The following is a 26324-nucleotide window of genomic DNA, read 5'->3' on the forward strand; positions in this document are numbered from 1 at the left end:
AGGATTGATTGCCGAACCCGACCTCTGACCGGAAGCCCGAAGAGACCTCGAAATGAGACACCCGACTTTCGCCCTGCTCGAGAACCGCGGCCTGATCCGGATCGCCGGACCGGAAGCGACCCATTTCCTGCAGAATCTCGTGACCTGCGATATCGACAAGGTCGATGCCAGTGGGGCCGGCTTCGGCGCGCTGCTCACGCCTCAGGGGAAGATCCTTTTCGACTTCCTTATCTTCAAGACGGCCGACGGCTACCTGCTCGACAGCCCGCGTGATACGCTTGCTGACCTTGCCAAGCGGCTGACCTTCTACCGGCTTCGTGCAAAGGTCGAGATCGAGGCACTGAGCGAGGATCAGGGGATCGTCGCGTCCTGGGGCGGTGACCTTACCTCTGGCATTCCGGGCCAGACCATCACCGATCCGCGGCTTGCAGCCCTCGGCAATCGTCATGCAGGCCCCGTCCACGACATTTGCAAGGCACTCGAGGCAGCCGGTGCGCTACCCGCTTCCCGCGAAGACTATGCGTCCCATCGTATTGGCTTTGCCGTGCCGGAAAGCCTTTCGGACTACGCCTATTCGGATATTTTTCCGCACGATGCGGACATGGATCAGCTGAACGGCGTCTCCTTCACCAAGGGCTGCTATGTTGGACAGGAAGTGGTGTCGCGCATGCAGCATCGTGCCACGGCAAGAAAACGGATGATCTCGGTTCGCGCCGCGGATCCGCTGCCCGCCGCAGGCACCGAGATCCTGGCTGACGGCAAGCCGGTCGGCACACTCGGATCATCGACAGACGTCGGCGACAGCCACCTGGGGATTGCCCTCGTGCGTCTTGACAAGGCCAAGGCGGCTCGTGACAAAGGCGCTGATTTCGTCTGCGCGGACGTTCCCGTCGATCTCGTCCTGCCCGACTGGGCCGGATTCGGCTGGCCGGAAAGTGCGGACACCGACTGACACCCCTTTCCCTCTCACGCTTTCGAGCTGCCATGCCCGCCGACCAGTCAAAATCCTCGTCCCGCGCCTGGCAGCGGATGCTTTCCGGCCGTAGGCTCGACCTGCTGGATCCCTCGCCGCTGGATGTGGAGATTTCGGACATCGCCCACGGCCTTGCCCGTGTTGCCCGCTGGAACGGTCAGACCAGCGGCGATCATGCCTTCTCCGTTGCCGAGCATTCCCTAATCGTCGAGGACATCGCCCTGGCATTGAAGCCGGACCTGCCGCCGCACTGGCGCCTGGCAGTGCTGCTGCACGATGCGCCCGAATATGTCATCGGCGACATGATCTCCCCGTTCAAGGCGGTCATGGGCGGCGATTACAAGGTGGTCGAGAACCGCCTTCAGGGAGCAATCCACCTGCGTTTCGGACTGCCGGCGGAACTGCCCCAGACGATCAAGAAGCTGGCGAAGCGGGCGGACATCATCTGCGCCTACTACGAGGCCGTGGAGCTGGCCGGCTTCGACGAGGTGGAAGCTGCAAAGATCTTCGGAGCGCCGCGCGGCTTCAAGCCCGATGGAGAGACGCCCAAGCGCCTCGGCCTGACACCGTTGCCGGCCTCGGAAGCCCAATCCGCCTTCCTTCAGCGCTTCGAGGAAATCGAAAACCTCATTCAACTTGTCAAAAACGGTAAAAAGGTCGCGCGCTGACTGGTGACGCCGGGTGGCAGCGGGGGTACGATTCGGCAAAAGACCAAATCAACGGCTCGCCGGAAAACCGATCACCATGCTCTATGTCTGCTCCCTGTCGCGACTGAATGAGACCGTATCACGCGTGGGCGCCACGCACGTTGTCACCCTGATCAATGCGGAAGCAGATGTTCCCACACCTGCCGGCGTCGACACCGACAATCACCTGTTTCTGGGCTTCAACGATATCGTCAGTCCGGTTGCCGGTCTGACGCCTCCCGCCGAGGCCCATGTCGAGCGCCTCCTGTCCTTCGTGCGCTCATGGGAGCGGGCGTCGCCGCTGGTGGTCCATTGCTGGGCCGGCATCAGCCGGTCAACCGCCGGCGCCTATATTACGGCCTGTGCCTTGAACCCGGAGCGCAACGAGCACGATCTTGCTCAGGAACTGCGCCGGAGAGCGCCTTCGGCCACGCCGAACGGCCGGCTTGTCGCCATGGCCGACAAGATCCTGCAACGGGACGGGCGCATGATCGATGCGGTCCGTGAAATCGGACGGGGTGCGACCGCCTTTGAGGGCACCCCCTTCGAAATGCCGCTGGACTGACCGATACTGCCGAACCGGGGAACCTGAATGAGCACCACAGCGACGACAATCGAGATCGGGCTCAATGCCGTGATCGTCGCTGTTTCCGGCGGCATGCCGCTGATCGTCCAGGTCGGCCACAGGCAGGTGCACGAGCCCGACAGTCTCCCCTTCGGTCCATTCGACCCGCTGCATCACCGCACTTTCGAGATCGGCCTTCGGTCCTGGGTGGAAGAACAAACCGCGCTTCGTCTCGGTTATGTCGAGCAGCTCTATACCTTCGGCGATCGGGGGCGGCACCGCACAAAGGATGATGCGGATCCGCATGTGGTCTCGGTCGGATATCTGGCGCTGACCCGGCAATCGCCGGATTCCGACGACGTTCTGGCGAAACACAATTCCGCCTGGCGCTGCTGGTACGATTATTTTCCCTGGGAGGACTGGCGAGAGGGTCGGCCACCCCTCCTCGACAAGGAGATGCTGCCCGCCCTTCAGGCCTGGGCCGAAGTGCCGCCGCCGCCCGGAACGCCGGCAAGGGCGCTCAGCCGCATGGAGCGGCTGAATATCGCCTTCGGCCTCGGCTCAAGCGACTGGGACGAGGAGCGCGCGCTGGAACGCTACGAGATGCTGTACGAGGCAAGCCTTGTCGAAGAAGCGGTCCGGGATGGCCGTCCTGCCGCCCTCAAGCGGGCACATCTGCCGAAATTCGGCCGCGCCATGCAATTCGATCACAGACGGGTGCTGGCAACGGCGATCTCGCGCCTGCGGGCGAAACTGAAGTACCGCCCTGTTGTCTTCGAGCTGATGCCGGAAACCTTCACCCTGACCGAGCTGCAGACATCGGTTGAGGCGATTTCCGGCCGTCATCTGCACAAGCAGAACTTCCGCCGCCTGGTCGAGAACGCAGATCTGGTCGAGCCGACCGGCGCGACCTCAACCGCCACGGGCGGGCGCCCCGCCGCCCTGTTCCGATTCCGTCACGAGCTTCTCAAGGAACGCCCGGCACCGGGTCTGAAGTTCGGCGGGCGCCAGTAACACCCGTAGTCTTAACCATGATTTTCGCAAACAGCCTCTGCTTCCGCCAGGTTTTTCGCGGAAATCCGCGTCATTAACTCTCTTTCAAGGTTAAGGCCGCACCATCAATTCGAACAAGTGGAACAAGATCACGTTGAGGATCTTGCGCCCGGCTGTCCCGGGCACGCGTATCGAGTTGGAGTTGGCTGCGTATGTCTGGCCCAAGCAAGAAGTCGCCCTCCCGGCAAAATGCACCTGTGAGAAGCCGTTCCCGCGCACCGCGCAGGGCACCGTCGCGAACCTTCACCAAGCTCAAACGCATTGCCCTGACAACTCCGTTCGCCTTCATGTTGCTGACCGGTTCGATCGGGCAGCAGGACATCCTCTCGCTGCTGGCTGAAAAGAAGCCCGAGGCGCCGCGCTGGATGATGGCGCTGGAGCCGGCCAGCTTCGCCACGCAGATCACGCCCACGCTTGCGCTGGCCAGCGCTCCGCCGACAGCCGCCGACCCGATGAAGGCGCCGCATCTGGCCCTTACCTCCGCCGCGAAGGGCGCCGATGCCACCATGATCGCGGGCCTTGCCGATCTTGCCCGTGAGGTTGCCCCGACCGTGGTGCCGGAAGAAATAGAGGTCAACCGCTCGACCAAGGGCGACCGCTTCATCTCCATGGCGCCTGACCGCCAGATGGTCGACATGTCGGCCGGCGCTGTCTACGCGATGTCGAGCATGATCTCCAACGAGAAGAAGCAGAAAGACCTTCCGCGCGTCGCTTTCGTCAAGCCGGAGCCGCTGGACAAGGACCACTCGCGCCGTCTCAAGGGCGGAGCGTCCGCCAGCAAGGATGAAGGTCCGCTGGATCTGCAGAAGGTCATGATGGCGCGCAATGCCGCCGCTGCCAGCTTCTCCCTCGTCTCGGCCTATGCGCCTGAATCCGTCGAGGATACCAAGGAGCCGTTCCGAGCGTTGTTTGGCGCGGCGAAATACGAGCAGGACATGCCGCCGCCGGAAGATCCGGAAAACCCGCACTGGTGGGCCCAGAAGCCACTGCCACTTTCCGTCGCGACAAAGAAAGAACAGCGCTGCCTGGCCGAAGCGATCTACTTCGAGGCCCGTGGCGAGAGCGAGGAAGGCCAGATCGCGGTGGCCCAGGTGGTTCTGAACCGGGTCAAGAACCCGTCCTACCCGGACAGCATCTGCGGCGTCGTCTATCAGAACAAGCACAAGCGCAACCGCTGCCAGTTCTCCTTCGCCTGCGACGGCATCCCCGACCGCATCGCCCAGCCGAACAGCTGGAAGACGGCCGAGCGCCTCGCCAAGGAAGTCATTGGCGGCAAGCAATACCTGAAGATGGTCGATGCCTCGACCCACTATCACGCGAACTATGTCGCGCCGCGCTGGCGCAAGGCCATGGTCAAGCGTGGTCAGGTCGGCCTGCATATCTTCTACAAGACCCGGGCCGGCGGCTGGAACTGATCCCCTCAACCGGGTGGAAGCTGGTCGCCCCGCATCAGTCGAGACACCCACGAAATGCCCGGGCATCTCCCGGGCATTTTGTGTTAGCACCCTGCCTCTTCGTGATCCTCAACAGGCATTTCCTCCGCAGGTTTGACAGGGGAACCGTTTGCCTGTTCCTTGGACGGGGCACGACCCATCCCGGGGTGCCGGTCGACTCACACAGAGGATCAATTTCATGACACGTCGCGGGCTTTTCTCCGCTGCAGCCCTCATGCTGCTGGCAACACCTGCCTCCGCCCACCTGGACCCTGCCTCGCACGGCTCCTTCGCCGCGGGCTTCACCCATCCGGTCTTCGGCCTTGACCACGTTCTGGCCATGATTGCGGTCGGCCTTTGGGCCGCGCTTCTGGGCAAGAAGGCCATCTGGTCGCTCCCGACTGCCTTTGTCAGCTTCATGATTGCCGGTTTCGTCAACGCCCTTTTCGGACTTCATCTGCCCTTGGTGGAGCCGATGATCCTGGCCTCCGTCGTCGCGCTTGGCGCACTCGTCGCCCTGGCCGCGCGGTTTCCGCTCACGCCCAGCTTCCTGCTGGTCGGTCTCTTCGGCTTCTTTCACGGCCATGCCCATGGCGGGGAAATCGGCAGTGCGGGCGAACTCGGCTATGCAAGCGGCTTTGTTCTCGCAACCGTCCTGCTCCATGCCGCCGGTGTGCTGATCGGCTATGGCGCCAAGGTCGGCCTTGGCCCTGAAACCCGCCGCGGCGAACTTGCCACCCGCTTCCTCGGCGGCGTCACAGCCCTTTGTGGGCTGGTCCTGATGGCGGGCTAGTCTCGCAGGCAAAGCCCTCTCCAACTATCATCCCGGGCAAGGGCAAAGCCGGAGAACCCGCAACGTCTCTGGGAGCCCCCTTGAGGCCCAGACAATAGCACGGGGCTCACCGGTGCCGGCTCGGCGCTATCGCTTGGCCGGGATGACGATGGAGAGGTGCTCATCATTGCGCCAAGGTGCCGCCCCGGCCCTGAGCCGGGGCCGTCCAAAGTCAAGTCCCCAGGGGATTAACAGGTCGAATTGCCGGCAGGCCCCGGGCCTTCGCTCCGCTGCGTCCGGGGCGACGTGGTGAAAAAGCGCCGCCTCATTTGCACTGCCCTACCCGATCTCGATATCGAGCCCGAGATCCAGAACGGGAGCGGAGTGGGTGATCCAGCCGGAGGAGATGAGGTCAACGCCTGCTTCGGCGATGGCCTTGATGGTGTCGGCCTCGATGCCGCCGGAGGCTTCAAGAAGAACCTGACCGCCTGCGATCCCGACCCCCTCGGCGAGAAGATCGGGGCCCATGTTGTCGAGCATGACGACATCGGGCTTGCACGGCAGCGCCTCGCGCAGCTGGTCGAGCGTGTCGACCTCGACCTCGATCTTGACGAGATGACCTGCGAATGCCTTGGCCGCCTCGATTGCCTCGCGCACGCCGCCGGCAACGGCGATATGGTTGTCCTTGATCAGGATGGCATCGTCGAGACCGAAACGATGGTTGGAGCCACCACCGCAGCGCACGGCGTATTTCTCGAATGCCCTGAGGCCCGGCGTGGTCTTGCGGGTGCAGACGATGTCGGCCTTCGTGTGGGCGATAAGATCGGCAAAGCGCGCGGTTGCGCTGGCGATGCCGGACAGGTGCCCGAGATAGTTGAGAGCGACACGTTCGGCCGACAGGATTGCCCTTGCCGGTCCGGACATGCGCGCAACCAGAGTGCCCTTCTCAAGACGGGCGCCGTCCTCGGCCAGCACCTCGAAACGCACGGCCTCGTCGGTCAGGCGGAAGGCACTTTCGGCCAGCGCGATACCGGCAAGAACGCCGGGTCTTCGCGACGCGATCACCGCCGTTGCCTGCCTGTCCGCCGGGATGGTCGACTGGCTGGTGATATCACCGGCACGGCCCCAGTCCTCAAGCAGCGCGGCCTTTGCAGCTTCATCGACCATGAGCTTGGGCAGGATCGGCAGGTTGGCGGTCATAGGCTCAGGCTCCGGTCTTGGTGGCGACGGCTTCGGCGGCGATCCGATCGACCTCGGCCAGCGTTGTGTAGGAGCGCTTTGCCTGCGCCGGATCGGCTTCAGGGAAGTCGGAGCGGAAGTGACCGCCGCGGCTCTCGGTCCGCTTGAGAGCAGCAGCCGCAATGATGCGCCCGGAGATCATCATGTTGCGGATGGAGACACGCTGGCAGCTGGCTTCGGCCCGGGCGATATCGGCAAGCGCCTGGCGCAGGCTGTCCGCGTCGCGCTCGACGCCGACGTTGCGGCTGAGGGTCTCGCGCAGGATGGTAATCGCCTCGCGCTCTTCCGTATTGCGCTGGCTCGGCAGGCCCGGTTCGCTGTCCAGCTCGTTCCAGTAGGCACTGCGCGGGGTCGGCATCAGGCCCTGGATGTCCTCGGCAATGCGAGCCGCGAAGACCACGGCTTCGAGAAGCGAGTTCGAGGCAAGGCGGTTGGCGCCGTGAGCGCCCGTCGAGGCAACTTCGCCTGCCGCCCATAGGCCATCGAGCGATGTGCGGCCGTTGGCGTCGGTCAGAACGCCGCCCATGTGGTAATGCTCGGCGGGAGCGACAGGGATCGGCTGGGTCGCCGGATCGATACCAGCCTCCTGGCAAGCGGCGAAGACCGTCGGGTAACGCTCGGCAAAGCTCGCGCCGATGGCTTCGCGGCAATCGAGAAACGCGCCCCGGCCGGCGGTGACTTCCCGGTGGATCGCACGGGCGACGATGTCGCGCGGGGCAAGTTCCGCCAGTTCATGGATCTTTTCCATGAAGCGCTCTCCGGCGGAGTTGATCAGGAGAGCGCCATCGCCGCGAAGGGCCTCGGTCGCCAGCGGGGCCGGGTCCTTGCCGACGTTCAGCGCCGTCGGGTGAAACTGGACGAACTCGGCATCGGCAATGACCGCACCGGCGCGGGCGGCCATGGCAAGGCCGTGGCCATTGGCTTCGCCCGGGTTGGTGGTGACGCCGTAAAGGTGGCCGATTCCGCCCGAGGCCAGGACCACCGCATGAGCCGGGAAGGCCATGCGCTCCAGCCCGCCGCGCTTGCGCGCCATGACGCCGGTTACATAACGCCCCTCACCGATCAGGCTTTCGCCCATGAAGCCTTCCAGGACCCGGATCGACGGGGTCTTGCGGACCGCTGCGATCAAAGCATCCATGATGGCCCGTCCGGCCATGTCGCCACGCACGCGAACGACACGGTTTTCAGAGTGTGCCGCCTCGCGGGAAAGCTGCAGGCGGCCTTCCAGATCCTGATCGAAGGGAACGCCGTAGGACAGGAGATCGCGCACCCGGTCGCCCGCCTCGCGGGTCATTTGCTCGACGATCTTTTCCTCGCAGATGCCAGCGCCCGCTGCCAGCGTGTCATCGCGGTGCTTTTCGAAGGTGTCATGCTCGGAAACGGCTGCCGCAATGCCTCCCTGCGCCCAGGCGGAGGATGCCCCCTGCCCGATCGGTGCGTTGGAGATGACCGTCACCGGCCGCGGCGCCAGCTTCAGCGCACAGAACAGGCCGGCCAGACCGCCGCCCAGAATGACGACGTCATCGACGTCCTTGCCCGCAAGCGCGGGGGCGAAATCCTCGATCGATAAGCCCATATCTATGTCCAGCTATTGTTTTTCAAGCTTCTCGATGAATTGATCGCGAAGCGAAAGCGTATCTTCGTCGTTAGTGTGCGTGAAGGCTTCACCGTCTCTTTTGAAACGACTGAAAACTTTGCCTTCTCGATTCATAATTTCGAGAATGCCATTCTGTATGGACCAGGTCGTCTCATTGTCATTCCCACCCTTTGCGAAGGTTCCATCGGGGGAAAATTTCACTATTTTTGAGGCTTCCTTAGTTCGTTGTGGGGAAAAATAAAACCGCCAACTCCCACTAACCAGTTCGTCAAAAAGAATTCGCTCTTCGGAATTCCGTAACTGGACACGCAATAAAAATATTTTGCGCACACCTGCCACAGAAAATAGCAAAGTGCTTAGCGCCAGAGCTAGATAAATTAGCTGAGCAATTACACTTGCGGAAATAAAACCATCCGAAATATCAATTAATTTAGATATGAATCTGGTAAGGTCATCAACAAGATTCGTCGTCGACGAAATTAATTTAAACGCACAGAGAACAACAACGCCCAACGAGACAACATAATGCGCTGTAAAGTCCGCCTTAATGAAGGGATCATTTTTCACAACTGAATTCTGGACCCCCCAGCAGAATATCAAATTGTAAAGCATGTAAATTGAAACAAAAAACACAAGAAATGGCACAAGATTATCATCAGAAATTTTCAACCCAAGGAACTTAAAATCCTTGATTGAAGTCTGATCGACACCGCCTAATAGATAAACAAAACAGACAATCCAAAAAATCGCAGACCATCTTTTGACCTTCAAATAAACGTCAGTAGGTGATCTGCTATCTCTATCTTTGGTTGCGCCATCCACGTTGGTAATTCCTATTAGTCACTAGGAAGATTAATCATCCGCTCGACCGCAATGCGGGCCTTTTCGGCGATGACCGGATCGACAACCACTTCTTCCTTCATCTCGACCAGGGAGTCGAGGATCTTTCCGAGCGTGATCCGCTTCATGTGCGGACACAGATTGCACGGACGGATGTAGTCCACGCCCGGCGTCTCGCTGGCAACGTTGTCGGCCATGGAGCACTCGGTGATCATCATCACCTTTTCAGGGCGCTTGGTCTTCACCCAGTCGATCATGTGCGCGGTGGAACCGGCAAAGTCGGCTTCCGCGACGACTTCCGGCGGGCACTCGGGGTGCGCAATGATCTTCACGTTCGGTTCGATCTTGCGGTAGTCGCGCAGTTCCTGGGCGGTGAAGCGCTCATGCACTTCGCATGCGCCGTCCCAGACCAGGACTTCCACGTCGGTCTTGTTGCCGACATTGGCCGCCAGATACTTGTCCGGGATCAGAAACACCTTGTCGACGCCGAAGCTCTCGACCACCTGCAGCGCGTTGGAAGAAGTGCAGCAGATGTCACACTCGGCCTTCACGTCGGCGGACGTGTTCACATAGGTGATGATCGGGATGCCCGGGTTGCGTTCACGCAGGGCGCGTACATCGGCCCCGGTGATACTCTCCGCCAGCGAACAGCCTGCCTTCATGTCCGGGATCAGCACGGTCTTCTCCGGGCTGAGGATCTTGGAGGTCTCGGCCATGAAGTGCACGCCGCACTGGACGATGACATCCGCATCGGTGCGCGTTGCCTCGATGGCAAGCTGCAGGCTGTCGCCGACGATGTCGGCAACACCGTGGTAGATGTCCGGCGTCATGTAGTTATGGGCCAGGATCACCGCGTTGCGCTCTTTCTTGAGCTTGTTGATCGCGTGGATCGTCGGCGCCAGTGCAGGCCATTCGATGGCCGGAATGATGTGCTTCACCTTCTCGTAGATCGGCGCGGTCGCCTCGGCCACTTCGGGCGTATAGGCGAGATCCGGACGCTCGACCGGACCGAAACGGTCCAGTGCGACGGTGGCAGTCGGCGTGGCGCCCTTGAAGGCGTCGGGGGTACTGGTGATGGTCATGGCGACCTCCCTCAGGACATTATGCTCAACTTGAGCATATTATTCGCAAAAGAAAACGGGCCATAAGCCCATGCACATCTCTTTTGCTCGTTCGGAGCTTATATAGGCGGTTTAAACGTTTAAATCCATAGTCTTTCTCGCTGCACGCGGTATGGGCAAAAATACCATTTTAGTTTCAATGATTTAAACATACGGAAATCGTAAATTTTTCCGAAGACGGCTCACGAACCCGCATGTGTGTCGGCCAGCTCATCACCAAGCCGCAAGTCCCGGCGAACCCATTCACAATGCTTATACGTTATTCAAAAGAAATCGCTTTTTAAGATGCGACCCACGGCGTATCGTCTCGCTTCTTGCCTCACCGATCCGGAGACAACGCATGGCCACGTCCACGACAGCGACACATCGCGACGGCCCGAATATCCCCCTCATCATCGTGTGCGGCTGTCTGATCGCGCTAATCTCCTTCGGCCCTCGCTCGGCCATGGGCTTGTTCTTCCAGCCGATGACCGAGGCCCGGGACTGGAGCCGCGAGATCTTCGCGCTCGCCATCGCCATCCAGAACCTGATCTGGGGCGCAGCGCAGCCCATCTCCGGCATGATGTCCGACCGCTTCGGCACCTGGCGCACCCTTACTCTCGGCGCAGTGTTCTACGCTGTCGGCCTTGTGATGATGACATCGGCGGAAACGGCGGTTGCGCTGCATGTCTCCGCTGGCGTGATGATCGGTCTCGGCATTGCCTTTTCCTCTTTCTCGCTGGTGCTGGCCGCCTTCGGACGGCGCGTCTCAGCGGCGCAGCGTTCGCTGGCATTCGGCGTCGGCACGGCCTCGGGCTCCCTGGGCCAGTTCATCTTCGCCCCGCTCGGCAATGGTCTGATCGAGGCGCTTGGCTGGCAGCAAACGCTGATCATCTTCTCCGGCATCGTCATGCTGATACCGCTGCTGGCCGTCGTTCTGCGCGGCAAGGCAGAAGCAGGCCCGGCGGCAGGCACTGCCGGTGCCCAGAGCCTTCCCCAGGCCATTTCTGAGGCCTTCGGCACCCGCGGCTTCGTGCTGCTGACGATCGGCTTCTTCGTCTGCGGCTTCCACGTCGCCTTCATTACCGTTCACCTGCCTCCCTATATCGCCGACCTCGGCCTCGATCCCAAGTGGGGTGCGACCGCGCTCGCGCTCATCGGCCTTTGCAATGTTGTCGGTGCGCTTGCCTCCGGGTACATCGGCGGGCGCTATTCGAAATCCATCTTCCTGTCGCTCATCTATCTCGGCCGCGCGATTGCGATCACCGTCTTCCTGCTTGTCCCGGCTTCGCCGCTCTCGGTATTGCTGTTCGCAGGCGCCATGGGCTTCCTGTGGCTGTCGACGGTCCCGCCGACATCAGGGCTGATCGCGGTCATGTTCGGTCCGCGCTACATGGCGACCCTGTTCGGCTTCGTCTTCTTCTCGCACCAGGTCGGCTCGTTCCTCGGTGTCTGGCTGGGCGGCAAGCTCTATGACGAGACCGGGTCCTATGACGCGATCTGGTATGTCGGCATCGCGCTCGGAATCTTCGCGGCCATCGTTCACTGGCCGATCAAGGAGCAGCCGGTCCCGCGTCTGGCCAATGTCCCGGCCGAATAAAACCAAGCACGCGGCGGCTTGACCAACGCCGCGTGCCCGTCCATATTCCTGCCCAAGGGGTTCACCGCGACATCCCCGTGAGGCGTCAGCCCAAAGTTCGCGTCCTTATATCCCGTTTAACCGCGAGGAGGACGCCATGGCTGCGCCTACAGAAATTACCATATCCCAACTCCAGCGCCTTATCGGAACACCGGATTGTCCCGCCCTTGTTGACGTGCGCGACATCGACGATTTCGAGGCTGACCCTTTCCTCATTCCGGGTACCTTCAGACCGCCGGCAGAGAGCCTCTGCGCCCCGGATTTCACTGCCAGACTGCACGCGGCTTTCCCAGACCGAAAGATCGTGATCATATGCAAGAAGGGCCTGAAAATCAGCCAATATCATGCCGCCTTGCTGCGTCACCTGGGCGCCAGCGCGGAAAGCCTGGAGGGTGGAACGGAAGCCTGGTCGGCGGCCTCGCTTCCACGCGTACCGTTTAGCGCCATTCCACGTCGGGTCGCGCAAGGGCCACTTGGGTCGACGCTATGGGTGACCCGTCAGCGCCCAAAGATCGACCGGATCGCCTGCCCTTGGCTTATCCGCAGGTTCATCGACCCTCATGCGGTCTTTCTGTTCGTTTCTCCGCAAGATGTACTCTCCGTCTCGGAGCGTTACGGTGCAGTGCCGTTCGATGTCGAAGGCGTTGCGCTCAGTCATCAGGGAGAAGAATGTAGCTTCGACACTCTGATCCGTGTTTTCGGGCTTGAGACACCTGCCCTGAGCCGACTGGCGACCATCGTGCGCGGGGCGGACACGGCAAGGCTTGACCTTGCTCCCGAGTGCGCGGGACTTCTAGCAGCTTCTCTGGGCCTCTCGCGGCTTCACAAGGATGACCTGCGTCAACTCGATGCCGGCCTTGGCCTTTACGATGCGTTCTATCGCTGGGCAAGGGATGCGGCGGATGAAACCCACAATTGGCCAAGCAACGGAGCTGCGGCGTGATCAGACCGGAAAGCACCCGAGACATGCCTTCGATCGGCCAAGCCGCGCGGGTTTGGCTAAAAATCGGCCTGTTGTCTTTTGGCGGACCAGCCGCCCAGATCGCCCTGATGCACCGGGTGCTGGTCGACGAGAAGAAGTGGCTCGACGAGAAGACCTATCTCAACGCCCTGAGCTTCTGCATGCTGTTACCCGGACCGGAGGCCATGCAACTGGCCGCCTGGTCCGGCTGGCGGCTGCATGGCGTCGCCGGCGGGCTGATTGCCGGCCTCAGCTTCATCCTGCCCGGCGCCATGGTCGTGCTGTTGCTTGCCGGTCTTTACGCCGAGTTTGGCGCAGCGCCGCTTGTGCAGGCACTGTTTCTCGGCATCAAGGCTGCAGTGATCATCATCGTCATCGAAGCTCTCTTGCGCATTTCCAGACGCGCCCCGCACCGGAGGGATCACTGGGTATTTGCAGGCCTTGCCTTTGCAGCGATCTTCTTCTTCGACGTACCCTTCCCGGTCATCATCGCAGTGGCGGCGATCTACGGTTTTGCGACCAGCCGGGGTGATCACGAAGCGACGTCCCCGATACCGTCAGGAACACTCCGGCGCACCGTTCAAACCGCTCTGGTCTGGCTCGCCCTATGGCTGGTGCCGCTGGCAGCGCTCTGGTTCGCCCTCGGCCGGGGCGACATTCTGGTCGAGATCGGCCTGCTCTTTTCCAAGCTCGCGGTGGTGACGTTCGGCGGCGCCTACGCGGTGCTTGCCTATCTTGGTCAGGAGGTTGCCGTCAATCGCGACTGGCTGAGCGCAAACGAGATGATCGACGCACTCGGCCTTGCCGAAACGACGCCGGGACCACTGATCCTGGTGACGGAGTTCGTCGCCTATCTAGCCGGTGAAAAAGCCGGTGGCATCGCGCTCGGATTTGCAGCTGCAGCGGTCGGGCTGTGGGTCACCTTTACCCCGTGCTTCCTCTGGGTCTTCACCGGTGCCCCGTTCATAGACCGGCTGGACAAGGCTCCCAAGCTGCGCGGTGCGCTTGCCGCCATCACCGCTGCCGTCGTCGGCGTGATCCTCAATCTTGGCCTCTGGTTCGCGTTGCATACCATGTTTGGCGAGGTGACCCGGCATCCGATGGGGCCGCTGGCACTTTGGCTGCCGGATGCCGCAACGTTCGACTGGCGCGCAGCGGTGCTGACCGTGATAGCGGCGGTCCTGCTGCTCAGGCTGCATCTGGGGCTCGGCAAGGTGCTTGTCGCGATGGCGGCATGCGGCTGGGCGATCAGCCAGATGTAGCGGTCAGGTGCCGCTCGTCTTGTCTCGCTTCGGTCCGTTGACGGCCTTGCTGATCAACAGCGGCAGCCCGATGAGCGAAAGAGTGGCAAGCGCACCGCCGGCCAGGAACGTGCCCGAGGGACCGACCTGATCCCACAGAATGCCTGCAATCAGGCTGGCCAGCAGCAGCCCCGCACCATTGACCAGGTTGAACAGGCCGAAGGCCGTGCCGCGCAGATGCCTGGGCGCATGGTCCGACACAAGCGCATCCAGAACGCCGCTGGTGAAACCGAGATGGAAGCCCCAGAGGATGGTGCCAAGCGCAAGGCCCGCGAGGCCGGGCACCAGCGCCAGCGCCAGGTCCGCGGCGATCAGAAAGCCGAGCCCGACTGCGAGCAGGCCCTTGCGCCCGGCGGTGTCCGACAGGGAGCCCGCCGGATAGGCCGAGATTGCGTAGGCAATGTTCATGACCACGTAGACCATTGGAACGAACATCACCGCGAGCCCGAGGTCCTGCCCTTTCAGAACGAGAAAGGCCTCGGAAAAGCGAGACAAGGCAATAACGAAGGCCAATACCAGGGCGCCCCAATACGCCGGTGTCAGCTGCGCGAGTTCTCGCCGGCTGATCGGATTGGTTCGGCGAGACTGCTTGTCAAAGCCATCCTCGGGCTCTCGCACGGCAAACACGATCAGCGCGACGGCCAGGAACGCCGGGATGACGGCGATCCAGAACACCGCCTCGTAGCTGCCTGCGAAGGCGATCATGAGGAGCATGACCAGGATCGGTCCGACGAATGCGCCGATGGTGTCGAGCGACTGGCGCAGGCCGAAACTTGCACCGCGAAGATCAGGAGGGGCTATATCGGCGATCAGCGCGTTGCGTGGTGCCCCGCGTATCCCCTTCCCGATGCGGTCGACGAAGCGGGCTCCGATGATCCAGTCAACAGACTGGGCGAGCGGGAAGATCGGCTTTGTGATGGCCGCCAGCGAGTATCCGATCAAAACAAGGGACTTGCGCTTGCGCAGCCAGTCACTCAAGCCACCTGAAAAGACCTTGGTAAAGGAAGCGGTCGCCTCGGCCATACCCTCGATGAAGCCGACCGTCACGGCGGAGGCCCCGAGGACCGATACAAGGTAGACCGGCAGCAGCACGTGGATCATTTCCGAGGAAATATCCATGAGCATGGACACGAAGCCCAGAACCCAGATGCTGCGCGGGATCCGGCGCCAGGCTTTTTTCGGTTCCACGTCCGGTTCCAGCTCGGTCATTCGCTGTGCGTCCTCAAGTGGCTGCCGGAAAAAGTACCGGACAGTCGCTACGACGGCGATCCTGCTTGGAACGGGACAGGCCCCTCCTGGCTAGCGCCACAAAAGCCCGGGAGCGGACTGGCCGCTCCCGGAAATGGTTCTGTCCGTTCCTAGCCGGCGATCTTGGAGAAGTCCGCAACGACATGCGCTGCGTCCCGGATTTCGGCCAGAAGGCGAAGACGGTTCATGCGAATGTCGGCCTCATCGGCGTTGACCAGGATATCCTCGAAGAACTTGTCGACCGGCGCACGAAGTCTAGACAGTGCAGTCATTGCACCTTCGAAGTCCTCGGCCTTGACGGCATCGGCGGCATCGGCACGCGCGGTGTCGATGGCGGAGGCCAGATCGATCTCGGCCTGCTCGCGGAAGTGATCGGCATGCGGGCGGCCCTCGACCGACGCACCATCCTTCTTTTCTTCCGCCTTCAGGATATTGACCGCACGCTTGTAGCCGGCGGCAAGGTTCGCACCATCGTCGGAAGCAACGAACTTGCCCAGAGCCTCGACGCGCTTGACCACCATCAGAAGATCGTCCTGACCGCCCAGGGCAAAGACCGCGTCGATCAGGTCGTGGCGTGCGCCCTCGTCCTTCAGGTGGACCTTCAGACGATCAGCGAAGAAGGACAGGAGGTCTTCGCCATATTTAAGCCCTCGCAGGGCCAAAACCGGTTCAGCACCATTCGTCAACTCAGCATATGGCGGTGTCCCATCAAAATCATAGACGTCAACTGGGTAGATAACTTTATCGTCAGATCCGTCATATGCTTCAATCAGAGAGCTAAGTGTGAAGTCTCTGCCTTCGTATGCCTGACTACCCTGCGAAGGATCAGTCACGAAATCGAGCCTATCTGACGCAATAAGATTCTGGAGTTTCTGCACTTCCATATTTTTATGCGCCGCCAAAATCAGGGTTGCCAGCGGCAGACGCAGATTGTTTTCCAGAGCGATCCGGATCACGCCGAGGGCAGCGCGGCGCAGCGCGAAGGGATCCTTCGAGCCGGTCGGCTTTTCATCGATGGCCCAGAAACCGGCGAGAAGGTCCAGCTTGTCGGCAAGGGCGACGGCAATGGCGACCGGGTCGGTCGGCACCTTGTCGCTCGGACCCTGCGGGCGGTAATGATCCTCGATGGCGATGGCGACGGAGGCGTCCTCGCCCTGCTTTTCGGCATAGGTACGGCCCATCTGGCCCTGGAGTTCCGGGAACTCGTAGACCATGGAAGAAACGAGGTCCGCCTTGGCGAGCTGCGCACCGCGCTTTGCCTTTGCGACATCGGCTCCGACGAGCGGTGCGATCTCGGCAGCAAGGGCCTCAAGGCGCTTCACGCGCTCTCCTTGCGTTCCAAGCTTCTCGTGGAACACGATGCTGTCGAGCTTCGGCAGGTTGTCGGCCAGCCTGGTCTTGAGGTCCGTTTCCCAGAAGAAGCGGGCGTCGGACAGGCGGGCGCGAATGACCTTCTCGTTGCCGGCAACGATGACCTTTCCGCCGTCCGCCGCCTCGATGTTCGAGGTCAGAACGAAACGATTGGCAAGACGGCCGGTCTTCGGGTCCTTCAGCACGAAGCATTTCTGGTTCGCGCGAATGGTCAGGCGGATGCATTCATCCGGGATCTCGAGAAACTCCTGCTCGAAGGTTCCGGTCAGGACCACCGGCCATTCGACCAGCCCGGCGACTTCTTCCAGAAGACCCTCGTCCTCGACCAGCTCCAGGCCCAGCGCCAGCGCCCGGTCGCGGGCATCGTGCAGGATCATGTCCTTGCGCCGGTCGGCATCCAGGACAACCTTGTGCTTTTCAAGCGCCGGCGCGTAGTCGTCAAAGCGGCGCACGTCGAAAGCCTTGTCCGCAAGGAAACGGTGGCCGCGTGTTGTCTTGCCCGCCTTGATGCCTTCGACCTCGAACGCGACAACGTCCGGCTCTTCGGTTTCCGGGCCGAAGGTGGCCACGATGGAATGCAGCGGACGCACCCAGCGCATGGAGCCTTCGCCCCAGCGCATGGACTTCGGCCAGGGGAAGCCCTTGATCAGGCCCGGCATGACTTCGGCAATGACGTCGATCGCCTGACGGCCCGGCTTCTCGATGACGGCGACGTAGAACTCGCCCTTCTTCGGATCGCTCTGGATCGTCGCTTCGTCAATGGACGAAAGTCCGGCACCCCGCAGAAAGCCCTCGACCGCCTTTTCCGGAGACCCGACACGGGGGCCCTTGCGCTCTTCGCGGGTGGCGGCGGATGCGACGGGAACACCTGCAACATGAAGGGCGAGACGGCGCGGCGTCGCAAATGCCTTCGCACCCTCATAGGGAAGCCCCGCATCAACCAGGGCATTGGTCACAAGCGACTTCAGGTCTTCAGCTGCGCGGCGCTGCATGCGCGCGGGGATTTCCTCGCTGAAAAGTTCAAGCAGGAGATCGGGCATAGAGGTCAGGGCCTTCGGTAAACGGCCAGCGAAACGCCAGCGGAAACAGTGGCCTGTCCGTTACCAATTCATCGCCGTTTTGTCACCCCCTCGCAGCGCCGATGTTCCCTGAAGGGCATGCCCTGCCACAACCAGGAACGAAACAACAGAGTGACTACAACCTAGAATTTATAACAACACTATTTTGCCGAGTGAGAATAATGAGCATGATATTTTTATCAGTCACAACAATTCACCCTTCCTCAACAAATAATCGTCATTTCTGTAGCTTGGGATTGTTCTTCAAGAGTTCGCAAACAGTGGATCTGTTCAAGCCGTTCAAAATACGCACCGTCAAGAAGGCCGTCTGGCTGACGGTCGTCATTCTGCCTTGTGGCTACTTGATCGCGCGGCTTAGTCCTCATGATTTCATCATGCACAACAGTACGCCCTGGATGTTCAGGGCGTTCGACCTGTTCGCCGGTTACTCCATCGCAACCGCTATTGTCGGCTTCATTTTTGGAATGTATCGCCTCGTGCGACTGAAACGGGAAGTATCGACCCGAAGCGCCGCCGAGCAGGAGGCGCGGCAACTTGCCCAGCACGACGCCCTTACCGGCCTTCCCAATCGCCGCAAGTTCCACGAGGATTTCGAGAAACTGACGTCGAGCGTTCCCTATGGCAATTACCGGGCAGTCATGATGCTCGACGTTGACGGGTTCAAGCCGATCAACGATGTCTACGGCCACGGTTTTGGCGACATTCTGCTTCGTGAGTTTGCGGGCAGGCTGAAGGAGGTCGTGGGCCCTGACGGGTTCGTTGCCCGTCTTGGCGGCGACGAGTTTGCCATTCTGTCGCCCGAACTGGAGGAGAAGGCCAACGCTGCAAGTCTGGCCCGACGTCTGCTTGCTGCAATCCAGGAGCCGTTCCTTCTGGATAACCGTCAGGTTCAGGTTGGAACCGGCATCGGCATCGCACTGTTCCCTGACGATGGCTATTCGGTCACAGAACTTCTGCGCAGGGCCGACATTGCACTCTACCGTGCCAAGACCTCAGGCCGCTCCGTGTTCCGCTTTTTCGAACTGGAGATGGATGCTGCGATCCTGCACCGGACGCTCCTGGAGCAAAGACTGCGCTCGGCACTCGCGGCACGGGAAATCGAAGTACATTATCAGCCGATCCTGACACTGGCCGACAAGCGCGTGATGGGTTTCGAGGCGCTGGCCCGTTGGGTGGACCGGGATTTCGGCCATGTGCCGCCCGAGCAGTTTATCTCGATCGCGGAAGATTGCGGCCTGATCACGGAGCTTACCGACCAACTGCTGCGAGAGGCCTGCCGGGTCGCGATGAACTGGCCGAGCGACACGTTCCTGAGCTTCAACGTTTCTCCGCTGCAGCTTCATGATCACACGCTGCCGCTGAAAATCATGACGATCCTGGGAGAAACGGGGCTCGCGCCGGAGCGGCTCATTCTCGAAATCACAGAGACGTCGCTGATGAAGAACCCGCGCTCGGCTCGCTCGATTCTCGATCAGCTTGCGGAAGCGCGCATCCGCATCGCGCTGGACGATTTCGGCACCGGACAGTCAAGCCTTGGCTATCTGCGGAGCTTCCCGATCCACAAGGTCAAGATCGACAAGTCCTTCACCATGCAGATGGGCGAGAGTGCCGAATGTGACGCCATCATCGATGCGATCCTCGTGCTCGCCAAGGGACTGGGGATCGAAACCGTCGCCGAAGGCATTGAACAACAGGACGTCGTCGAACGGCTCGTTGCCAGCGGCTGTACCTTTGGCCAGGGCTTCCTGTTCGCGCCGGCCAGATCGGCAAGCAGGCTTGGAGCCCAGTTGGACCATCAAGCGGGCGCTGAATTGGCGAACGTCGATGAGCCGCCCTTGCACCGGGCTGCGGTGGGCGATTAACACCTGCCCTCGAACGACGATCAACCGCCAAGAAACAGCCAGATAATCGCAGCATTGGCGAGATCCACGAAGAAAGCGGACAAGAGCGGCAGGATCAGGAAAGCTCGCGTTGCCGCGCCATATTGCTTGGTCACCGCTGTCATGTTTGCGATCGCCGTCGGCGTCGCGCCCAGCGCAAACCCCGCGAAACCCGCTCCAAGGACGGCTGACTCATAGCCACGCCCCATGACCGGATAGAGCACGAAGATGATAAACAGCGCGGCTCCCGCCAACTGGGCGGCGAGGATCGCCATCATGGGCCCTGCCAGTCCCGCGATGGTCCATAGCTGCAAACTCATCAAGGACATGGTCAGGAAGACACCGAGTGCCAGATCGGAGATGACGGCAAGGGAGCGGGACCGCGCCGGCCACACCAGCTTGGGAAGGAGCCAGGGCACGATGTTGGACAAGAGAATTCCGCAAAACAGACAGACGACAAAGAGCGGAAGGTCCAGACCAACACCCGCGCTCAACGCTTCGCGCAGGACCGCGCCCAGAGCAATGGCGATGTTCAGCCACAAAAGAGCGCGCATGACGCCGTGGTGCGTCACTGTCGCGGTCGCCTCACTCTCATGTTCGAGGCCGATCACCGGCGTCTGCTGGTGAACTTCCGCTCCCGGCTTGCCGCCACGCCGGTTGATCAGGATGTCGGCTACCGGCCCGCCAAGCAGTGACGCCGCGATAAGTCCCAGCGTTGCCGTTGCCGCTCCAAGTTCAACTGCTCCGGCAACTCCATAGTCCTGCGCCAACGTCGGCCCCCAGGCGATTGCTGTTCCGTGCCCGCCGACGAGCGAGATGGTGCCCCCCAGCAGACCGAAACCAACCGGAAGTCCCATGGCCGTGGCAAGCCCCGTGGCAATCCCGTTCTGAAGGCACATGTAACCGACAGTCAGCACCAGCAGGACCAGCAGCGGCTTTCCGCCCCTCACAAGATCCGAAAAGCGCGCATTGAGGCCGATCGTGGTGAAGAAATACAGCAGCAGGAAATCACGAATTTCGAGCGAGAAACCGATCTGATCGCCGGTAAAGAGATAGACAAGCAGGGACAAAAGCGCGACGAGCAACCCGCCCGAAACCGGCTCGGGAATGTTGTACCGGTTGAGAAAGGGAATGACGCTGTTCAGGTGGACGCCAAGGAAATAGACCACGATCGCGATGTTGAAGCTCGTGAACTCGCTCAGCGTGATCGCACCATCCATCCCCGGGCCGCTCCGTGTCTTCCTGTTCCTCCGAAGCTAACGGGGTGGCTTCGCCTTGTCACCCCGCCGTCAGCACTGGTCGTGCGGAGGGCAAGGTCAGGCCTGGTAGCCGATGCCGCCTGCTTCCGTCTCCAGAAATGCAGCGCCGCACGCCTTGGCAAGTTCACGTACCCGCAGAATGTAGCTCTGGCGCTCGGTCACGGAGATAACACCGCGCGCATCGAGCAGATTGAAGGCGTGGGAGGCCTTGATGCACTGGTCGTAGGCCGGCAACACGACCTGGTGAACCCTTGCACCGGACTCTTCGCGGGCCTTGGCACCTGCGGCCAGAAGGGCGCGGCACTCGTTCTCGGCATCCTTGAAGTGACGGAACAGCATCTCGGTGTCCGCGTGCTCGAAGTTGTGCCGGGAGTATTCCTGTTCGGCCTGGAGGAACACGTCGCCGTAACTGATCTTCTGATCGCCTTCCATGCCGTTGTAGTTCAGGTCGTAGACGTTATCGACGCCCTGAACGTACATGGCGATGCGCTCAAGACCGTAGGTCAGCTCGCCGGAAACCGGTGAACACTCGAAGCCTGCGACCTGCTGGAAGTAGGTGAACTGCGAGACTTCCATCCCGTCACACCAGCATTCCCAGCCAAGCCCCCAGGCACCCAGGGTCGGGCTTTCCCAATCGTCCTCGACGAAGCGGATATCGTGCACGGAGGAATCCAGCCCGATCGCCTTGAGCGAGTCCAGATAGAGCTGCTGCAGGTTTTCCGGCGACGGCTTCAGGATCACCTGAAACTGGTAATAGTGCTGCAGGCGGTTCGGGTTTTCGCCGTACCGCCCGTCGGTCGGTCGGCGGGACGGCTGAACATAGGCTGCCTTCCACGGGCGCGGACCAAGCGAGCGCAGCGTGGTCGCCGGATGGAACGTGCCGGCGCCGACTTCCATATCGTATGGCTGAAGCACCACGCAGCCCTGATCGGCCCAGAAGCGCTGCAGGGCAAGGATCAGCCCCTGGAAAGAATTCTCGGGGCGCATATGTGCGGGAAGTTCGCTCGACATGGTGTTCAGTTTTCCGTCGGAACCAGAGGACACGAAAGGGGCGCAAACTCAGGCCGCGCCGTCGGGGCGACTGGTGCCACGGAGAGGCGGGAAGGTCAAGCGCCAGCAGCAAAAGGCCCGGTCATGTCCCTGCATGCCTCGGCCACACCTTGGCCTGGTCTGGTCTGGCCTGGTCTGGCGTCGTTCGGGCTGCGATTGCGCCGAAGTCCCGCTACCAACCGTGGCGGGATCGTGACGTCGGTGACAAGTACACGCGCTCAAGCGGCCTCCATATCTGGCGGTCCAGCCAGGGAAAAGCCTGATCCTGCCAGGTCGCCGATACCGCGAGAAGGCGCTCGTGGTTGGCGCATTCCGCCTCATTCTCAAAGGCCGAAACCCAGACGAACACGGTCTCGCCTTCCCGAACAGGCAGACGCGGAAATGTGTTCGCGCGCGCTTCGGTGACAAACGCCGCATCGATGCGAGCTCCGGATCGCAGGAGTTCGGGCGCAACCGCCTTCTGCCACTCCTTCGCAAAGCTCGCAGCTGTCCCGGGCGCAAGGGCGCAGGTCGAAATGGTTACAACACCACCGCTCGCAGCAGAGCGGCCGAAGTCCACGGCCTTTCCGACGGACTGCAGCAAGAGCACGTTATCGGAATTCAGCATGGTGGCATTGGCATCCGCGCCCCATCTGGCCCAGACGGGCCCGCCGTAAAATGCAGCCAGCGCCCGCGCCCTGTGCTCCATGTCCGGAAAGCTTCTGAACCACACAAAGGCATCAGGATCGTCGGCGTCCCGGTAGATCCCGTGGACAGACATGCCCGTCAACTCCTGCGTTTCGATGAACTCCCGCTCGAAGAGTTCAATCAGGGTTTCACGCTTGCCGCATTGAAGCCTGTAGCGTCGCAATTCGTAGACCGTGCCTGACGGCATCATGATTTCTCCAAACGGATCATTTGACCTGTTTTAAAACAGATTAATTGACCTGTTTTGTCAAGCTGGTATTTTGCAACTCTCGAGACAATAGGAAATGAGCATGTCGGGCAGAACGAACGATCCAAGAGGAATGCGTCGGAAGATCACCCGCGCAGCATTCGAACTGTTTGCCCGAGACGGCTACAACGCCACTGCCATGCAGTCGGTTCGCAACCATGCCGGCGTATCCAGTGGCGCATTTGCCCACCACTTCCCGACCAAGCATGAGCTCGGCCTGGCCGTAATCCAGGAAGATGTAACGGCCGCCATTGCATCCACCTGGATCGCTCCGATCGAACGTGCCGCCACTGCCCGGGAAGGTGTCGAAATCGTGTTCCGGTCGATAATCGGCGATATAGAGGCCGCCGGGGGCTCCGAAGGGTGCCCGCTTGGCAACCTGGCGGCGGAACTTTCGACGCAGGACGCAGCTTTCCGATCCGCCCTCCAGGAGATATTCGAGAGCTGGACGAGTGCCATCACCCGCAAGCTTCGCAGCGATGCAAAAGGCACTTCGCTGACAGACGAGGAGCTTGCCTCCCTTGCCGATTTCGTCGTTGCGGCATTCACGGGCGGCATCATCATGGCAAAGGCGAGCCGTAGCGCGGCTGCTCTCAGAGCCAGCTTGAAACCGGTATTGCGATCGCTACAGGTCTCCCAGATCCAGCACTAATCGCTAGCCGTCATCCCCCTGTCAAAACCTGAAACCGTTGAACCCCAAGTGTTGAAACGGGCTCGTAATTCTTGCTGATCCGGCACTAAAGACTTCGTTTACCTTTGAACCGGCAATTGGTTCACCAAACGAAAAGTGCCGCAAAATGGCCGTGTTTGGGTGGTCTTGGCCCAATTCTGCAAGGCGTAAACAACTTGGTTACCAAGTTTTTCCATAGTCGACTGACAGTGGTGACGCATCGAACTGCTTCGATGACGCAGCAGAGCTGAACTGAATGCCGGCACATGAAGTGCGGGCGGGTTACGCGTAGTCTGGACCCTTTATGTCTTTGAGTAAAAAGCCCTCCGAACGCCCCGGAGCGGCCACGGCAGTCGATTGTGCCCGTGGCTACCGCAAGGCGCTTCTCGTCGCCTTCTCCCTTCTGGCGGTGGCTATTGTCGCTGCAGCAACGATCCTTCCCGGGTTGCAGCGCGACGTCGCCTCCACCTTCACCCCTTCCCCCTCGCTCCAGAAACGCGTCGCTGAGCTGCCGCCATCGGCTGCCGAACGCGCCATGCAGCTTGCCAGGGCCATTGCCCCGCGGCTGGACGGTATCGAGGCCGAGACAACGCGCGAGCGTGAACAGCTTGAAGCCGATATCAAGGCGGCCAAGGACAAGCTGGCAGCGACCCTGTCTGCAGCCGAGGATCGCCACCGCAAGGCACTCGAGCGCGCAGCTGCACGACTTGCCGCCAACGAAACGCTGGAAACAGCCGGAAGGACCTCAGCCAGCTTCAGGTTCGCAGCCCCTGAAGACCGTATGGCTGTCGCCTCCCTGACCACTCCTGTGCCTGCCAGCCATCCGCTGAGCAAGCGGCAACGCGGCGTCGCGGCGAGCCCAGCGCCGACAATGGCTCTTGGCTATGCGGCTGCTGGTGATCCCACCGCGGACGACAACAGCACCTACGGCGGTCTGTCGAAGATCTTCAGCAAGGGCAAGGTCAGCCTGCCGGCACGCGGCAGCGGCATTGCCGTCTACGATATCAGCGCCGCCACTGTGCACATGCCCGACGGCACGAAGCTTGAGGCCCATTCCGGGATCGGCAAGATGCTCGACAACCCGAAATACGTGAAGGTGCGCAACAAGGGCCCCACGCCTCCGAACATCTATAATCTGCGTATGCGCGAGCGCCGGTTCCACGGCGTCGAGGCAATCCGGATGCTTCCGGTCGATCAGGCCGCCATGTTCGGCCGCGACGGCATGCTCACGCACACCAATCTTCTGCGCGGACGGATCGGATCGCATGGCTGCGTCGCCTTCAAGGACTACAACAAGTTCCTGAATGCGTTCAAAGCCGGCAAGGTGACCAAGCTGATTGTCGTGAAGGAAATGGCAGACCTTCCGGTCTACATGGCCGCACTCTGATCGGGAGGCCGCGTCCGAGAAACGCGAACTCTTCAACGCCGGCAGCCGTTCTGCCGGCGTTTTTCATGGCGTTTCGAGAAAGCCGCAGGGGTCCAGCTGCAGCTATTGCGGCCTGTACTTGCCCGTCTTCGGATCGCGGATGAGCGTCCCGGCGAGCTTGGGTTCGCCTGTCGCCCTGGCCGTCATCTCAGAGAACTGCTTTTCCATTTCGGCCATTTTCTTCTTGACCCGCTTGACGACCCAATAGCCGCCGACTGCAAGGGCAGCCACACCGAACAGTTCCGTCATACCCCGTACCCCTTCCCTGATCCTGCCATCGCCCGCAGGCGGGGCGGGCAACGGTTCAAGCGAACTCGCCTAAGCAATTTCAAAGGCCAAAACGTGACCAGAGGCTGCGCTCCTCGGCGGCCGAAATCAAGTCGCGTCCGGCGTCTCCCAGACCTACGGACCCGAAAATACCGCCGACACCGGAGCGTCGTCCGAACAGTCCGCGCGGCGCTGCAATGAGCTTGGGTTCTGTTTCCTTGCCGTAGCGATCCTTCAAGGTGCTCCGCAGGTCTCCCAGTGCATCGACGAGGCCGAGGTCACGCGCCGATCGGCCTGTCCAGAACTTGCCGGAGAAGAGATCCGGATCGTCGCTCAGAACGTCGCCGCGGCTTTCCTTGACCATGTCGATGAAGATCTCGTGGATCTCGAGCTGCAACCCCTTCAGGTACTCGATGTCTTCGGCGTTCTCTTCCTGGAAGGGATCGAGAATGACCTTCTTCTCGCCGGCCGTGTAGACCCGGCGCTCGACGCCGATCTTCTTGAGAAGATCGGGGAAGCCGAAGCCGGCTGCCACCACCCCGATGGACCCGACGATGGACGACGGATCGGCTATGATCTCGTCTCCCGCAAGGGCGATCATGTAGCCGCCGCTGGCCGCGACATCCTCAACGAAGACGAGCACTTCCTTCTCGTTCTCCTTCGCCAGGTCCTTGATGCGCTGGAAGATCAGGCGCGACTGGACGGGAGAGCCACCCGGGGAGTTGACGATCAGCGCAACGGCCGGTGCCTTTTTCATCGAGAAGGCCTTTTCCAGCGGCAGCGCGACCGACGCCAGACACAAACCCGGGCGCAACGGCGTCGCCATCCCGATGGGCCCTTGCAGGCGAACGACCGGAACGACCTTGCCGTCCTTGCGGAATTTCTTGGGAAGAAGCTTGCGGAGTTTGTCGAACACTAAAATGGATCCCGTTTGAATGCTAAGATGCATATAGGTCCGGGAAAACCAGGATAAAAGAGCAG

At 61.2% G+C, this 26324-nt stretch carries 23 protein-coding genes; 12 read left to right on the plus strand and 11 right to left on the minus strand.

The window, feature by feature from the left end; all coding sequences use genetic code 11:
- Nucleotides 1-52 precede the first annotated feature (52 nt).
- The 6 genes from ACN0SY_RS05825 (at nucleotide 53) to ACN0SY_RS05850 (ending at nucleotide 5503) form a co-directional block, all read left to right on the plus strand.
- Nucleotides 53-952: a YgfZ/GcvT domain-containing protein gene (locus ACN0SY_RS05825; RefSeq protein WP_417685282.1), complete on the plus strand. Its 900-nt coding sequence runs from the start codon at nucleotides 53-55 to the stop codon at nucleotides 950-952.
- A gap of 32 nt (nucleotides 953-984) precedes the next feature.
- The gene (locus ACN0SY_RS05830; RefSeq protein WP_417685284.1) at nucleotides 985-1641 is read left to right on the plus strand and encodes an HD domain-containing protein; all 657 of its coding nucleotides are present in this window, start codon (nucleotides 985-987) and stop codon (nucleotides 1639-1641) included.
- A gap of 76 nt (nucleotides 1642-1717) precedes the next feature.
- A complete protein-coding gene (locus ACN0SY_RS05835) occupies nucleotides 1718-2224 on the plus strand; it encodes a tyrosine phosphatase family protein (protein ID WP_417685285.1) in 507 nt (168 codons plus the stop codon).
- 27 nt (nucleotides 2225-2251) lie between these two features.
- Complete coding sequence (locus ACN0SY_RS05840; protein ID WP_417685286.1) at nucleotides 2252-3238, plus strand: NUDIX hydrolase; 987 nt, start codon at nucleotides 2252-2254, stop codon at nucleotides 3236-3238.
- Nucleotides 3239-3474: 236 nt separating this feature from the next.
- On the plus strand, nucleotides 3475-4692 hold the full coding sequence (locus ACN0SY_RS05845) for a cell wall hydrolase (protein ID WP_417685287.1): 1218 nt from the start codon (nucleotides 3475-3477) through the stop codon (nucleotides 4690-4692).
- 217 nt (nucleotides 4693-4909) lie between these two features.
- Entirely contained in the window at nucleotides 4910-5503 is a 594-nt protein-coding gene (locus tag ACN0SY_RS05850; RefSeq protein WP_417685289.1) for a HupE/UreJ family protein, read from the plus strand.
- A gap of 318 nt (nucleotides 5504-5821) precedes the next feature.
- Here the strand turns inward: ACN0SY_RS05850 and nadC are convergent, their stop codons facing one another.
- The 4 genes from nadC to nadA are packed head-to-tail and all read right to left on the minus strand — an operon-like array spanning nucleotide 5822 to nucleotide 10240.
- Nucleotides 5822-6682, minus strand: coding sequence for a carboxylating nicotinate-nucleotide diphosphorylase (gene nadC, locus ACN0SY_RS05855; RefSeq protein ID WP_417685291.1), 861 nt, complete (start codon nucleotides 6680-6682; stop codon nucleotides 5822-5824).
- Between the two features lie 4 nt (nucleotides 6683-6686).
- The gene (locus ACN0SY_RS05860; RefSeq protein WP_417685293.1) at nucleotides 6687-8297 is read right to left on the minus strand and encodes an L-aspartate oxidase; all 1611 of its coding nucleotides are present in this window, start codon (nucleotides 8295-8297) and stop codon (nucleotides 6687-6689) included.
- A 12-nt stretch (nucleotides 8298-8309) separates the two neighbouring features.
- Nucleotides 8310-9140, minus strand: a complete 831-nt coding sequence (locus ACN0SY_RS05865) for a hypothetical protein (protein ID WP_417685295.1) — start codon at nucleotides 9138-9140, stop codon at nucleotides 8310-8312.
- A gap of 14 nt (nucleotides 9141-9154) precedes the next feature.
- Nucleotides 9155-10240 carry a quinolinate synthase NadA gene (gene nadA, locus ACN0SY_RS05870; protein WP_417685297.1) on the minus strand — a complete coding sequence of 362 codons (1086 nt, stop codon included), beginning with the start codon at nucleotides 10238-10240 and terminating at the stop codon, nucleotides 9155-9157.
- A gap of 379 nt (nucleotides 10241-10619) precedes the next feature.
- Between nadA and ACN0SY_RS05875 the strand changes: the two genes are divergently transcribed.
- The 3 genes from ACN0SY_RS05875 (at nucleotide 10620) to chrA (ending at nucleotide 14120) form a co-directional block, all read left to right on the plus strand.
- A complete protein-coding gene (locus tag ACN0SY_RS05875) occupies nucleotides 10620-11858 on the plus strand; it encodes an MFS transporter (RefSeq protein ID WP_417685299.1) in 1239 nt (412 codons plus the stop codon).
- Between the two features lie 136 nt (nucleotides 11859-11994).
- Nucleotides 11995-12840: a chromate resistance protein ChrB domain-containing protein gene (locus tag ACN0SY_RS05880; protein WP_417685301.1), complete on the plus strand. Its 846-nt coding sequence runs from the start codon at nucleotides 11995-11997 to the stop codon at nucleotides 12838-12840.
- A gap of 23 nt (nucleotides 12841-12863) precedes the next feature.
- Entirely contained in the window at nucleotides 12864-14120 is a 1257-nt protein-coding gene (gene chrA, locus ACN0SY_RS05885) for a chromate efflux transporter (RefSeq protein WP_417685302.1), read from the plus strand.
- Nucleotides 14121-14123: 3 nt separating this feature from the next.
- Here chrA and ACN0SY_RS05890 read toward each other — a convergent pair whose 3' ends face one another.
- A complete protein-coding gene (locus tag ACN0SY_RS05890; protein ID WP_417685304.1) occupies nucleotides 14124-15368 on the minus strand; it encodes an MFS transporter in 1245 nt (414 codons plus the stop codon).
- Between the two features lie 149 nt (nucleotides 15369-15517).
- Nucleotides 15518-17818: a glycine--tRNA ligase subunit beta gene (gene glyS, locus ACN0SY_RS05895; RefSeq protein ID WP_417685306.1), complete on the minus strand. Its 2301-nt coding sequence runs from the start codon at nucleotides 17816-17818 to the stop codon at nucleotides 15518-15520.
- A gap of 299 nt (nucleotides 17819-18117) precedes the next feature.
- Between glyS and ACN0SY_RS05900 the strand changes: the two genes are divergently transcribed.
- Complete coding sequence (locus ACN0SY_RS05900) at nucleotides 18118-19719, plus strand: putative bifunctional diguanylate cyclase/phosphodiesterase (protein WP_417685308.1); 1602 nt, start codon at nucleotides 18118-18120, stop codon at nucleotides 19717-19719.
- 20 nt (nucleotides 19720-19739) lie between these two features.
- Here ACN0SY_RS05900 and gltS read toward each other — a convergent pair whose 3' ends face one another.
- From gltS to ACN0SY_RS05915, 3 genes are all read right to left on the minus strand, one after another.
- Nucleotides 19740-20957 carry a sodium/glutamate symporter gene (gene gltS / locus ACN0SY_RS05905; RefSeq protein WP_417685310.1) on the minus strand — a complete coding sequence of 406 codons (1218 nt, stop codon included), beginning with the start codon at nucleotides 20955-20957 and terminating at the stop codon, nucleotides 19740-19742.
- A 96-nt stretch (nucleotides 20958-21053) separates the two neighbouring features.
- Complete coding sequence (locus ACN0SY_RS05910) at nucleotides 21054-22007, minus strand: glycine--tRNA ligase subunit alpha (RefSeq protein ID WP_417685312.1); 954 nt, start codon at nucleotides 22005-22007, stop codon at nucleotides 21054-21056.
- A gap of 211 nt (nucleotides 22008-22218) precedes the next feature.
- Nucleotides 22219-22923, minus strand: coding sequence for an NIPSNAP family protein (locus ACN0SY_RS05915; RefSeq protein WP_417685314.1), 705 nt, complete (start codon nucleotides 22921-22923; stop codon nucleotides 22219-22221).
- A gap of 100 nt (nucleotides 22924-23023) precedes the next feature.
- Between ACN0SY_RS05915 and ACN0SY_RS05920 the strand changes: the two genes are divergently transcribed.
- Together ACN0SY_RS05920 and ACN0SY_RS05925 are read left to right on the plus strand one after the other, a co-directional pair.
- The gene (locus ACN0SY_RS05920; protein WP_417685316.1) at nucleotides 23024-23632 is read left to right on the plus strand and encodes a TetR family transcriptional regulator; all 609 of its coding nucleotides are present in this window, start codon (nucleotides 23024-23026) and stop codon (nucleotides 23630-23632) included.
- Nucleotides 23633-23954: 322 nt separating this feature from the next.
- Nucleotides 23955-25037, plus strand: a complete 1083-nt coding sequence (locus ACN0SY_RS05925; protein ID WP_417685318.1) for a DUF2778 domain-containing protein — start codon at nucleotides 23955-23957, stop codon at nucleotides 25035-25037.
- A gap of 102 nt (nucleotides 25038-25139) precedes the next feature.
- Here the strand turns inward: ACN0SY_RS05925 and ACN0SY_RS05930 are convergent, their stop codons facing one another.
- A complete protein-coding gene (locus ACN0SY_RS05930) occupies nucleotides 25140-25325 on the minus strand; it encodes a hypothetical protein (protein ID WP_417685319.1) in 186 nt (61 codons plus the stop codon).
- Between the two features lie 79 nt (nucleotides 25326-25404).
- A complete protein-coding gene (locus ACN0SY_RS05935; RefSeq protein WP_417685321.1) occupies nucleotides 25405-26259 on the minus strand; it encodes a S49 family peptidase in 855 nt (284 codons plus the stop codon).
- Nucleotides 26260-26324: the final 65 nt, after the last annotated feature.

The sequence above is a fragment of the Roseibium sp. genome (assembly GCF_048261595.1).
GTDB lineage: Bacteria > Pseudomonadota > Alphaproteobacteria > Rhizobiales > Stappiaceae > Roseibium.

Bases quoted from the DNA above. Each gene is read 5' to 3' on its own strand.
- ACN0SY_RS05930 (WP_417685319.1), bottom strand. From the start codon at position 25,325: ATGACGGAACTGTTCGGTGTGGCTGCCCTTGCAGTCGGCGGCTATTGG.
- nadA (WP_417685297.1), bottom strand. From the start codon at position 10,240: ATGACCATCACCAGTACCCCCGACGCCTTCAAGGGCGCCACGCCGACT.
- ACN0SY_RS05920 (WP_417685316.1), top strand. From the start codon at position 23,024: ATGTCGGGCAGAACGAACGATCCAAGAGGAATGCGTCGGAAGATCACC.
- gltS (WP_417685310.1), bottom strand. From the start codon at position 20,957: ATGGATGGTGCGATCACGCTGAGCGAGTTCACGAGCTTCAACATCGCG.
- ACN0SY_RS05850 (WP_417685289.1), top strand. From the start codon at position 4,910: ATGACACGTCGCGGGCTTTTCTCCGCTGCAGCCCTCATGCTGCTGGCA.
- glyS (WP_417685306.1), bottom strand. From the start codon at position 17,818: ATGCCCGATCTCCTGCTTGAACTTTTCAGCGAGGAAATCCCCGCGCGC.
- ACN0SY_RS05890 (WP_417685304.1), bottom strand. From the start codon at position 15,368: ATGACCGAGCTGGAACCGGACGTGGAACCGAAAAAAGCCTGGCGCCGG.
- ACN0SY_RS05880 (WP_417685301.1), top strand. From the start codon at position 11,995: ATGGCTGCGCCTACAGAAATTACCATATCCCAACTCCAGCGCCTTATC.
- ACN0SY_RS05925 (WP_417685318.1), top strand. From the start codon at position 23,955: ATGTCTTTGAGTAAAAAGCCCTCCGAACGCCCCGGAGCGGCCACGGCA.
- nadC (WP_417685291.1), bottom strand. From the start codon at position 6,682: ATGACCGCCAACCTGCCGATCCTGCCCAAGCTCATGGTCGATGAAGCT.
- ACN0SY_RS05825 (WP_417685282.1), top strand. From the start codon at position 53: ATGAGACACCCGACTTTCGCCCTGCTCGAGAACCGCGGCCTGATCCGG.
- chrA (WP_417685302.1), top strand. From the start codon at position 12,864: ATGCCTTCGATCGGCCAAGCCGCGCGGGTTTGGCTAAAAATCGGCCTG.
- ACN0SY_RS05875 (WP_417685299.1), top strand. From the start codon at position 10,620: ATGGCCACGTCCACGACAGCGACACATCGCGACGGCCCGAATATCCCC.
- ACN0SY_RS05830 (WP_417685284.1), top strand. From the start codon at position 985: ATGCCCGCCGACCAGTCAAAATCCTCGTCCCGCGCCTGGCAGCGGATG.
- ACN0SY_RS05910 (WP_417685312.1), bottom strand. From the start codon at position 22,007: ATGTCGAGCGAACTTCCCGCACATATGCGCCCCGAGAATTCTTTCCAG.
- ACN0SY_RS05860 (WP_417685293.1), bottom strand. From the start codon at position 8,297: ATGGGCTTATCGATCGAGGATTTCGCCCCCGCGCTTGCGGGCAAGGAC.
- ACN0SY_RS05835 (WP_417685285.1), top strand. From the start codon at position 1,718: ATGCTCTATGTCTGCTCCCTGTCGCGACTGAATGAGACCGTATCACGC.
- ACN0SY_RS05840 (WP_417685286.1), top strand. From the start codon at position 2,252: ATGAGCACCACAGCGACGACAATCGAGATCGGGCTCAATGCCGTGATC.
- ACN0SY_RS05915 (WP_417685314.1), bottom strand. From the start codon at position 22,923: ATGATGCCGTCAGGCACGGTCTACGAATTGCGACGCTACAGGCTTCAA.